Source organism: Gilliamella sp. CG35 (assembly GCF_046635745.1).
Classification (GTDB): Bacteria; Pseudomonadota; Gammaproteobacteria; order Enterobacterales; family Orbaceae; genus Gilliamella; species Gilliamella apicola_I.
In genome coordinates this window covers 23632-34184 of record NZ_JBIDFH010000013.1, presented here as the reverse complement: position 1 = coordinate 34184, position 10553 = coordinate 23632, and the positions used below count along the sequence as shown (strand labels likewise).

Annotated in this window: 13 protein-coding genes; 3 read left to right on the top strand and 10 right to left on the bottom strand. The window is 35.0% G+C overall.

The window, feature by feature from the left end:
- The first annotated feature begins 195 nt into the window (after positions 1-195).
- Positions 196-681: a Cys-tRNA(Pro) deacylase gene (gene ybaK / locus ACGH4F_RS07305; protein WP_267350111.1), complete on the top strand. Its 486-nt coding sequence runs from the start codon at positions 196-198 to the stop codon at positions 679-681.
- A 172-nt stretch (positions 682-853) separates the two neighbouring features.
- Here ybaK and ACGH4F_RS07300 read toward each other — a convergent pair whose 3' ends face one another.
- The 4 genes from ACGH4F_RS07300 to ACGH4F_RS07285 all read right to left on the bottom strand — a co-directional run bounded on the left by ACGH4F_RS07300 (position 854) and on the right by ACGH4F_RS07285 (position 3951).
- The gene (locus tag ACGH4F_RS07300; RefSeq protein ID WP_065558407.1) at positions 854-1126 is read right to left on the bottom strand and encodes an HU family DNA-binding protein; all 273 of its coding nucleotides are present in this window, start codon (positions 1124-1126) and stop codon (positions 854-856) included.
- A 176-nt stretch (positions 1127-1302) separates the two neighbouring features.
- Entirely contained in the window at positions 1303-1896 is a 594-nt protein-coding gene (locus tag ACGH4F_RS07295) for a YjaG family protein (RefSeq protein WP_267350113.1), read from the bottom strand.
- Positions 1889-2962 carry a uroporphyrinogen decarboxylase gene (gene hemE, locus ACGH4F_RS07290; RefSeq protein ID WP_411590639.1) on the bottom strand — a complete coding sequence of 358 codons (1074 nt, stop codon included), beginning with the start codon at positions 2960-2962 and terminating at the stop codon, positions 1889-1891. The genes ACGH4F_RS07295 and hemE overlap by 8 nt, the downstream gene beginning before the upstream one ends.
- A gap of 89 nt (positions 2963-3051) precedes the next feature.
- Positions 3052-3951, bottom strand: a complete 900-nt coding sequence (locus tag ACGH4F_RS07285; RefSeq protein ID WP_065558410.1) for a LysR family transcriptional regulator ArgP — start codon at positions 3949-3951, stop codon at positions 3052-3054.
- Between the two features lie 208 nt (positions 3952-4159).
- On the opposite strand from ACGH4F_RS07285, the gene rpiA reads away from it, so the two are divergent.
- Both rpiA and serA read left to right on the top strand, forming a co-directional pair.
- Entirely contained in the window at positions 4160-4834 is a 675-nt protein-coding gene (rpiA, locus tag ACGH4F_RS07280; protein WP_411590637.1) for a ribose-5-phosphate isomerase RpiA, read from the top strand.
- A 59-nt stretch (positions 4835-4893) separates the two neighbouring features.
- On the top strand, positions 4894-6135 hold the full coding sequence (gene serA, locus ACGH4F_RS07275; RefSeq protein ID WP_411590668.1) for a phosphoglycerate dehydrogenase: 1242 nt from the start codon (positions 4894-4896) through the stop codon (positions 6133-6135).
- A gap of 137 nt (positions 6136-6272) precedes the next feature.
- Here serA and srlR read toward each other — a convergent pair whose 3' ends face one another.
- From srlR to srlA, 6 genes are all read right to left on the bottom strand, one after another.
- The gene (gene srlR / locus ACGH4F_RS07270; protein ID WP_267350121.1) at positions 6273-7052 is read right to left on the bottom strand and encodes a glucitol operon DNA-binding transcriptional repressor SrlR; all 780 of its coding nucleotides are present in this window, start codon (positions 7050-7052) and stop codon (positions 6273-6275) included.
- A gap of 102 nt (positions 7053-7154) precedes the next feature.
- Positions 7155-7520, bottom strand: coding sequence for a transcriptional regulator GutM (locus tag ACGH4F_RS07265; RefSeq protein WP_267380258.1), 366 nt, complete (start codon positions 7518-7520; stop codon positions 7155-7157).
- A 72-nt stretch (positions 7521-7592) separates the two neighbouring features.
- Positions 7593-8372 (bottom strand): sorbitol-6-phosphate dehydrogenase, encoded by a 780-nt coding sequence (gene srlD / locus ACGH4F_RS07260; protein ID WP_411590635.1) that lies wholly within the window; start codon positions 8370-8372, stop codon positions 7593-7595.
- Positions 8373-8382: 10 nt separating this feature from the next.
- Complete coding sequence (gene srlB, locus ACGH4F_RS07255) at positions 8383-8751, bottom strand: PTS glucitol/sorbitol transporter subunit IIA (protein WP_411590633.1); 369 nt, start codon at positions 8749-8751, stop codon at positions 8383-8385.
- Positions 8752-8775: 24 nt separating this feature from the next.
- A complete protein-coding gene (locus ACGH4F_RS07250; RefSeq protein ID WP_411590632.1) occupies positions 8776-9783 on the bottom strand; it encodes a PTS glucitol/sorbitol transporter subunit IIB in 1008 nt (335 codons plus the stop codon).
- A 27-nt stretch (positions 9784-9810) separates the two neighbouring features.
- Positions 9811-10359, bottom strand: a complete 549-nt coding sequence (gene srlA, locus ACGH4F_RS07245; RefSeq protein WP_267350127.1) for a glucitol/sorbitol-specific PTS transporter subunit IIC — start codon at positions 10357-10359, stop codon at positions 9811-9813.
- Between the last annotated feature and the right edge of the window lie 194 nt (positions 10360-10553).

The window sequence follows — 10553 nt, the reverse complement described above, 5'->3', positions numbered from 1 at the left end:
ATCTTTATGATATGTTTCCTTTATCGTCTCAATATGCTATTAAAAAACCAGCATAAAACCCATTAAAAAACAAAGCAAAATATCAATTAATTATTTAAAATTATCCACTATTCTTTTTAATCACTCTATTAAAAAATTTATAGAGTGATTAAAATTAAATGATACCCTATCATTTTGATTACAGGGGATATTGATATGACACCAGCGATTAACCAACTAAAAAAATTAAAAATTCAATTTAAAATTCATCAATATGAACACGACCCTAATACAACTAATTACGGTCAAGAAGCTGTCAATAAACTTGATCCAACATTAAATGTGATTGCCGATCAAATTTTTAAAACGCTTGTTGTAAGTTTAAACAACAATGACAAAACATTAGCTGTTTGCGTATTACCTGTTAATAAACATTTAGATCTTAAAAAAGTAGCAAAAGCATTTAACTGTAAAAAGATTGATTTAACTCATCCTAATATAGCTGAAAAAACGACAGGCTATTTGGTTGGAGGAATCAGTCCATTAGGTCAGAAAAAACGTCTACCCACATTAATTGATATTAGCGCAAATTATTTAAACACTATGCTGGTATCAGGCGGAAAAAGAGGATTAGAAATTGAAATGGCACCTAGTGATTTACTTACAGTATTAAATGCTAAATTTATAGAAATTACATCTTAGCTTAATTAAATAATATTAACTAACAAATACAGATTAAATGTAAGATATCTTAAACGCATTGTAATGCATTGATACGTTTTAATCATTTTTTTAAATAGAAAGGTCATGAAACGATGTTCCATGACCTAGCGTTATTAATTGTCAAAAAAACATTTTCGACAATTTAAAAAAACTATTTGATTGCTTCTTTAAGACTTTTACCTGATACGAAAGCAGGTACTTTGCTTGCAGCAATTTTGATTTCTTTACCGGTTTTAGGATTACGACCCGTGCGTGCTTTACGAGCATTAACTTTAAATGTACCGAAACCAACTAATTGTACTGGTTCGCCAGCTTTTAATGATTCAGTAATAGCTGCTAATGTAGCTTCTAACGCAGTTTTAGCTGCAACTTTAGTAATATCAGCTTTACTAGCAATTGCATCGACAAGTTCTGTTTTATTCATGGAAATATCCTTACATATTTATTTTATTGTTAAAGTTAACATAATAAAGAAAGTTAATTACATAACTTTCCAACTGTAAACAACATTTAGGTTACATTACTATTAAATGTAGTCTATATTGCTCTAATATAAAAGAAAAATTTATTAAAAAATAAAAAAATCATGGCTGGAACGCTTTAATTGCTTAAAAAAACACCAATATTGCTCATTTGTGACGTTCGAATTTCTGCTTTTAGACCTTTTATTAAATCTTCCATTTCATTTTTTTCATCGCGTAATAATCGGAAAATTTCCCATTGCAAATCAAATTCATCAATTACACTAGGTAATTGCTGTTGTTCATCCTCTGAAAGTAAAATATTTTCTTTTGTCATCTCAAATTCAGCAATAGTTGTCGCTGATATACTACTTACTTTAGCGGTGTGTTCAGCAATATCACCACTTAAATACGAGTGTAACAACTCGCTAAGTGCCTGACATGCATCAATAGCAGGATAGACCATATAAGGGCTTTCATTAGTAAAAACAGGAATGATAGCTTCTAATTTTTCTAGCTGTAAATCAAAGTTTATTTTCACATCATAGACTAATAAGGATTCCCATATTAAATCAAGTATTTTTTTGTAATTTTTACTATCTTCTTGATTATCAACTTGTTTGCAGTAGTAAACAAAGTTAGGGTACATTCGTTCACACAAACAAACCATAAATAAACGTTGTTGCCATTCAGGCAATTTTTCCATTCTTAATTGAATTGGGTTTTTAATCATGATGAAACCTTTTTGATTGACGATGAACCGCGTCAATTAAATATTGTACATGTTCTAGCGGAATATCTTGATGAATACCATGTCCTAAATTAAAAACATACCCATTATGATAGCCAAATTCCGATAACACAGCATCTACATTCGCTTCGATTATTTGCTTATCAGCATATAATACTGAAGGATCAAGATTACCTTGTACCGCTATTTGTCCTTTTTTTGGCACGTTACTTAGATCAACTGTCCAATCAACACCTATCGCATCACATCCCGAGTTTATAATATTTTCTAGCCATAATCCGCCACCTTTAGTAAATAAGGTTACAGGTACATAAGAAGTGATATTTTGACTCTTTTTACCTTGTTTTAATTGCGATAAGATTAATTTCATATAATCTAATGAAAACGTTTGATAGCTTTGATGACTTAGCACCCCGCCCCAAGTATCAAATATCATTATCGACTGCGCACCGGCTTCAATTTGGGCATTTAAATATATAGCGACACTGTTAGCCAGTTTTTCAAGTAATAGGTGCAGTGCTTTAGGATAACTATACAGCAATTTTTTTATTTTAGTAAAAGCTTTACTACTACCACCTTCAATCATGTAGGTAGCGAGTGTCCACGGACTACCCGAAAATCCAATTAATGGTACTGTTCCGTCGAGTTCTTTTTTGGTTAGTCGAATAGCATCCATCACATATCTTAATGATTGCTCTGGATCAGGAATGGGGAGTTGCTGAATATCAGATAGACACTGAATTGATTGCTTAAATTTTGGGCCTTCTCCTGTTTCAAAATACAAACCAAGCCCCATTGCATCAGGAATAGTTAATATATCAGAAAAAATAATGGCGGCATCAAGATCAAATCTTTTCAGTGGCTGCAAAGTCACTTCACAAGCTAAATCGGGAGTTTGACACATCGTCATAAAATCCCCTGCTTTAGCTCTTAAATCACGATATTCAGGTAAATAACGCCCAGCTTGGCGCATCATCCACACAGGCGTGTAATCAACAGGTAAACACTGTAAAGCTCGTAAATAACGATCATTTTTTAGTTGATACATAGCATCGACTCTTTTAGTTGTTATGACAATTGATCCAAACGTTTAAAGTTAACATCTTATTTTAGCATTTTATATGCTTATATAATCGATTATTTATGAGGTTGAGAAAGCACATTTTGTGCATAACGGATCAATGTTTCAGAAATATTTTGCATCACACTACTTTCAGGGGCAAATCGATGCCAATAAAGCATTCGTCTTTGATAAAGACCTTCTGTCAAATTGACAAGTTCTCCCGTTTTCAACTCTTGTTCAACTTGAAGTTTTGGTAACATACAACAAGCCGAACCTTGTTTAGCTAGCTGAACAAATGCTTCAGAAGAACTGGTTATATGACAGACGACACTTCCTGGCGTAAGATTAAAATTCTCTTGTAAAAAAGCTTGATGCATATCATCTAAATGATCAAAAGCTACCGCTGGTGCTTTTAACAAGGAAGAACGGGTAACCCCATTAGGAAAATATTTTTTAGCAAAATCTGGCGACGCAACAAAAATATAGTCTAAGGCGCCTAACATATCTGACAAGCAACCCGGTAATGGATTGGCTTGAATACTGATTGCGGCCACAACCGTACCAAGTCGCAATAATTCTAATGTATGCTCTTCATCTTTAACTTGGATATCAAAACGTAGAATATTTTTATCTAACACGGGTTTTAACGCAGGTAAAAGCCAGGTTGCGAGTGAATCCGCGTTGATTGCAATCGATAACGACAATGGTGTCGGATTTTGATCGTTATCGCCTAACCATTGTTGTTCGAGTAATTCTACTTGATGCAATAAACCTAAAAGATGTTCCCCTTGCTTGGTCGCTTTGGGCGGAATGGTTCTGACTAAAAGCTGCTGACCAAAAAAACTTTCAAGTTGCTTGATGCGTTGTGAAACCGCCGGTTGTGTAATACACAATTTATCGGCTGCTCTTTCAAAACCTCGCTCTTTTATTACTGCATCTAATGCTTGTAATGCTCTATAATCTGGACGCTTCATAATCTCTTTACGAATAATGGGATCTTTGCTTGAATACTCAAACCTTTTAGAACCGGCTAATTTTTTAAATAGATCTAAAACTTAATATATTTTATTAAAATACTAATGATTTTTGCTTTCCAAACGGTTACTATGCCATATCTTCAGTAATTTTGCTTTCAAAATTTTATTTTTTTGAATAAAAATTATTTAAAACTACGGTGATATTATGACGCAAGATGAATTAAAAAAAGCGGTCGGCTGGTCTGCTTTAAAGTTTGTAAAACCCAACTCATTAGTTGGAGTTGGAACAGGGTCAACAGCCGCACATTTTATTGATGCTTTAGCAACGATTAAAGGTCAAATTAAAGGAACGGTTTCAAGTTCAGAAGCTTCCACCCAAAAACTACTCAGCTATGGTATCCCCGTACTTGATTGTAATGAAGTCGATAGTTTGGATGTTTATGTTGATGGCGCAGATGAAATTAATTATCAGATGCAGATGATAAAAGGTGGAGGAGCTGCACTCACGCGCGAAAAAATTGTTTCAGCATTGGCTAAACAGTTTATTTGTATTGTTGATGAATCAAAAGTTGTCAATGTATTAGGTAAATTTCCTTTACCCATTGAAGTCATTCCAATGGCTAGATCATACGTTGCACGTGAGTTATTTAAACTGGGTGGAAAACCCGTTTATCGTCAGGGCGTTGTAACTGATAATGGCAATGTTATTTTAGACATTCATGATTTTGTCATCACAAACCCAATTAAATTAGAAAATTATATTAATAATATTCCAGGTGTCGTCACAGTTGGTTTGTTTGCTAACCGAGGTGCAAACATTGCATTAGTGGGTTCAAGTTCAGGTGTCAAAGAGTTAACATTAAACCATTGTTCAAATTAAATTGAGTGTTATTATTAAAGTTTTACGCATTGATGTGGTATATGGAAAGAGAGGAAAAGATGGTTGTTCAGGCTTTAACTAAAGATGAAAATAAGTTTTTATTACTTGAAGGTGTTCACCCTAGTGCCGTTGAGGTACTCAAATCCGCAGGTTTTACAAATATAGAATATCTTAAAAGCGCCTTATCACCTACCGAACTTAAAACAGCCTTAAAAGATGTCCGCTTCATAGGAATTCGCTCAAGAACTCATTTAACCGAAGATATTATTAATTCAGCACCTAAATTAGCTGGTATTGGTTGTTTTTGTATAGGCACGAATCAAGTTGATCTCGATGCTGCAACTGTTAAAGGTATTCCTGTTTTTAACGCTCCATTTTCGAATACGCGATCTGTTGCTGAGCTTGTTTTAGCCGAAGCCATATTATTACTTCGACGAGTACCAGAAGCCAATGCTCAAGCTCATCAAGGTAAATGGAATAAAATAGCGACGGGATCTCATGAAGCTAGAGGTAAAAATCTAGGTATTATTGGCTATGGTCACATAGGTAGCCAATTAAGTATATTGGCTGAATCATTGGGAATGAATGTCTATTTTTATGATATTGAAACAAAATTACCTTTAGGCAATGCAAAACAGGTAGCAAGCATGAATGAATTACTCGCAATGAGTGATATTGTCAGTATGCATGTCCCTGAAAACCCAACGACAATCAGAATGATCAGCAAAAATGAGATCAATCAAATGAAATCAGGTGCGATATTAATTAATGCATCACGCGGTAAAGTTATCGATCTTGATGCATTAACTGATGCTTTAAAAGCCAATAAAATTAGTGGTGCCGCCATTGATGTATTTCCGACCGAACCAGCAAGTAATAATGATCCATTTGAATCGCCATTATGTGAATTCGATAATGTCATTATCACTCCGCATATTGGTGGTTCTACCAGCGAAGCTCAAGAAAACATTGGTATCGAAGTGGCGACTAAATTGGCTAAATATTCCGACACAGGTGCGACCCTGTCAGCTGTTAATTTTCCTGAAGCTTCTTTACCTATTCCGGCTAAAGGATCGAGTCGATTTATCAATATTCACCATAATCAACCCGGTGTATTAACCGCAATCAATACTTTGTTTGCAGAACAAGGTTTAAATATTTCGGCTCAATACCTACAAACGGATCCTAAAATTGGCTATGTAGTTATTGATATCGATAGGGTTGAACAAAGTAAAGCTGAAGAGTTATTAATTAAACTCAAAAATGTCGCAGGGACTATCAGAGCAAGATTACTATTTTAACTAAAGAAAATTATCAATTAAAGGGTTATTGATCATGGGTTTTGGTTTCTAACGTATCTCAATATATATTGAGATTACGTAAGAAGCCAAATACTCCAGAAATTTAATTCCACATTCAATCAAACTTTAGTATTAATCTATTTATCAACTACTTTAACTTTAATAACATTGATACCCCGTTGTATCAAAGCATCATAATATTTATCATCTAAATGATCATCAGTGATGATAGTATCCACTGCATCTAAATCACAAACAACATTTGGGCTTCGTCGTCCAAACTTTGAAGAATCCGCTAATAAAATCAGTTTGGCAGCAGCTTTACTCATTGCCACACTACCGTGATAACTTTCATTAAAGGTGGTTACCCCACCAACCAAATCCACGCCATCAGCACCCATAAACAGTTTATCAAATGAATAGGATTCAAATGCTGCAATAGCTGAAGCATTATTACTATGAAACGAAGCGGATTTACGACGAAATGTGCCACCTGTTAATATAATATTTTGGTCATTATCATTAGCAACGAGCTCATTCACCATATGTAAGCTGTTGGTCATGATAGTTAAATTATTGAATTGAGCTAGCATAGGAATCATTTGTGCAACGGTACTTCCTGCATCAAAAATAACAGAATCCCCGTCATGAATAAGTGTTGCCGCTTCCTGTGCTATTGCTTTTTTTTGTGCCGTATTAATATAAGTTTTGTGATCAATCGCACGGTCACCAATTTCGCGATTTAACATTGCACCACCATAAGTCCGTAGTACAAGCCCACTTTCATAGAGTTGAGTAAGATCTTTTCGAATAGTGGTACCCGTCGTTTGAAAATGGGTAGCTAGCTCATCAACACTCACTTGCCCATTTTTTTGCAGATATTCTAAGATTGCTGTTTGTCGTTGCCTTACTTTCATGATTGGAGTCCATTATTACTGTTCAATAACAGAATTAATTTATTGTATAAAATATTATACTTCATCATGAAAGAAAATACTTTTCAAAATAAAAGATAGGGATTATTTATTTGCTTTTAATGCAAGAATCAAGGCGCTTTGTGACGCAAAATCATTGGGGAAAATGGTTTCAGGCATAATATCGGTAATATTTAGTCCCAATAATTGTGGTATTGGTTTTGGCAATGCAAAAACGGTCACTCCTTTCATCCATACTGAATCAATCACTTTTTTATCGTGATCTAATGATAGCGCGATTAAAACTTTCGGTTTAAAACGTTGAGTTTGGCTACGACCAACACCTAAGTAAGTGCCTTTCTTCATCGATAAAAATGCTCGATTAAAACGACGAATTTGAAACCAGCCAAGTATTATCTGTATACTCCAAGCAATTAGAGCCAATAAGGCTAACGTTGATGTCGTATCCATTATTCTCTCCTTTTAACCAGACCAGAAAAGAGATGTGCGAAAGGCATCGCTATACCTTCGCACCAAATTGAGTTAAAACATAACTTGTCCACCCGTAATATTAATTGATTGTCCTGTACAATATGATGCTTTATCGCTTGCATAAAATAACAATACGTTAAGCACATCTTGATAATCACAACCTCGTTTGAGTGGCACTTTATCAATATAAACTTGTTCAACTTGGTTTTCTGGTATACCAAGTTTTTTAGCATATTGTGGAATTAAGGATTGAAACATTGGCGATTTTAATAAGTTACCCAGCATCAATGAATTAACCGTAATTCCGTAGTCAGCAAGATCGAGTGCTAAAGATTGCGTTAATCCAACGCCACCAAATTTTGCGGCGCTATACCCTGAATTGTGTTTGCTACCGACTTTGCCCGATTTAGAGTTAATTTGTATAATTCGACCCGCAGTTTTATATTTAATCATTAAATTAGCAAATTCACGTGCACATAAAAAATAACCGGTAAGATTAACATTGACGGATAATTGAAAGTCTTTCAATACAAAATGAGTAATGGGTGCAGCTTTAGCAACACCGGCACTGTAAACCATTAAATCCATTCGTTTAAATGTATTATCAACTTCTTGTGCTAGCTGTCGCACGCTCTCCTCATTTGTTGCATCGACCCCAAAACCTTTTGCTGTTCCTACCCCATATTTTTTATTTATTACTTCAGCAACTTTATTTGCATTATCAATATTTAAATCTGCAACGGCAATTTTATACCCAGCATCAGCAATACCTTCAGATAAAAAAGCCCCTAAGGTTTGTCCACCACCTATAATGACTGCTACTTGTTTCATTTTCTGTTCCTTAAATAGTTAAAATTATAATTTCATCATCGATATTAAGTTGATTAGGTATTTCACCAGTAACATGCACTGACCCCGGTAATTCAGCTTCACGATTCCCATCAAATCTTAATGTGACATGACCTAACTCTTTAAAATTGGTTGTGGCGACTTCCCCAACCGAAGTTATACGATAAGTGTGCTTGCCTAATTGAATGCATTGTCCTATTTCAAGATTCTGCCTTAACTCGTCATGACTATGTATAAAGCAATAATCGGCTAAATCAGACGGTGCACCTTCTTTAAACAGGATTAGCATGCCATCTGCCAACGCTTCTTTGGCAAAGTCACCAATTTGTTTAACTTTTGAATGGTAGATAACTTTTGACATCTTTGACCTTCTCTATTCGTTTGCTTATTGATAAATAAATAACGACACTGCCCACGCAATTAAAACCGTTGGCGCGCCAGTTAAGAAACGACTGACTAAAACAGCGGGAACCCCAACACGCACGGTATCTTGTTTCGCTTCGGCAAGAGACAAACCGACAGGAATGAAATCACAAGCAGCTTGAGCATTAATGGCAAACAAAGCAGGTAAAGCTAAGTGTGGCGGAATATTACCAAGACCAATTTGAACACCAACTAACGTCCCGATGACTTGTGCAATAACCGCACCGGGTCCTAAAAATGGCGAAAGTAATGGAAAAGAACAAATAAGCGCTAGAATAACCAGACCAAGTGGATTATCAGCTAATGGAACTAAGCCATGAGCTATTAAATCACCTAATCCTGAGGCAATAATAATACCAATTAAGGCCGATACAAATGCCATAAACGGTAAAATAGTTTTAAGTACAGTTTCAATCGTATCTCGACCAGCTTGAAAGAATACGGCAACACCTGATCCCATACCGATACCGATTTTTGCTAATAAACCATCGCTTTGTTCGGTAATTTTTTTACTACTGTCATACTTTTTAAAATTATTTGTGTGCACTTTTTGATGTGAATTGTTTGTAACAGATGCTTTCTGGATGTCACTATCTATCTCTTTTTCAATCACACTAATATTATTGGATTTTACGGCTGAGACATAAATATCTTCCAAAATATATTGGGCAAGCGGCCCTGATTTACCTGTCGCATGAATATTAATCGTAGGCACTCTATTTTTAGGATAGATACCACATCTTAATGTGCCACCACAATCAATGACAGCAACCCCAATTTCATCCTTAGGAGGTTCCCCTTCTTTAAAACCATCAATAGCTTGCCAACCCGTTAATTTTTCTAAAGTATCAACAATTGCTGGTCGGGTACCTGCTGCAATGTAGACAATTTTTTTACCCGCTATAATTGGCAGCTCTAAAGGTCCACCCCAACCGGCTTCACCTTTTTCAATTCGAATAAATTTCATCATGTTCATTTCCTTGTTTATTCCTTTTAGTTATAGATGTACCTTTCGATCTAATTTAATGCCCATTTTTTTTTCAAAAATAGCAGTACAAAAATCAGTAATCCAACCTCTAAAAAAGTTGGTGAATAAGCCAACTAAAAAATAACTTACAGCCAATGGTCCTAAAGGAAGGTTTAAGGTTGTTAACCCGGCCGCGATACCTAAATAAACAAAAAGTTCACCGGGATTAACATGAGGAAATAGCCCATTCATTGAATGGCAGCTGTAAGATGATGCCGCATAATAACTAGGTTTATAAAACTCGGGCATAAAACGCCCTAGGCTAAGCGTCATCGGATTACAAAAAACAAATGTGCCTATTAAAGGTAACAATAAATATCGTGAAATAGGATTGCCTGCACAAGCTTGCGCTAAGCGCTCAATACGGTCTTGCCCAATGAATTTGATTACGGCATTCATAACCACTAACAGTGAAATTAACAGTGGTAATATTCCCGTAACCATACCGACAAACACTTTTCCACCTTCTTGAAATAAGCCGATAAACCATTCGGCTCCATATGAAATTGTATCAATCATAATTTCTCCTCATTAATTAAACTTCAAACAAAGAGTATCAATTTCAAAAACACAAAACTTTTAACCATGTCACAATTTGAAATAAATTCTTTTATTGTGAAAGAATTTATTTCAAATAATGCTTTATTTAGAATAAAAATAAGAATCATAGACTGCTGAAATAGCAGTAATAGTTAAAAATAGCTCATTTTGAT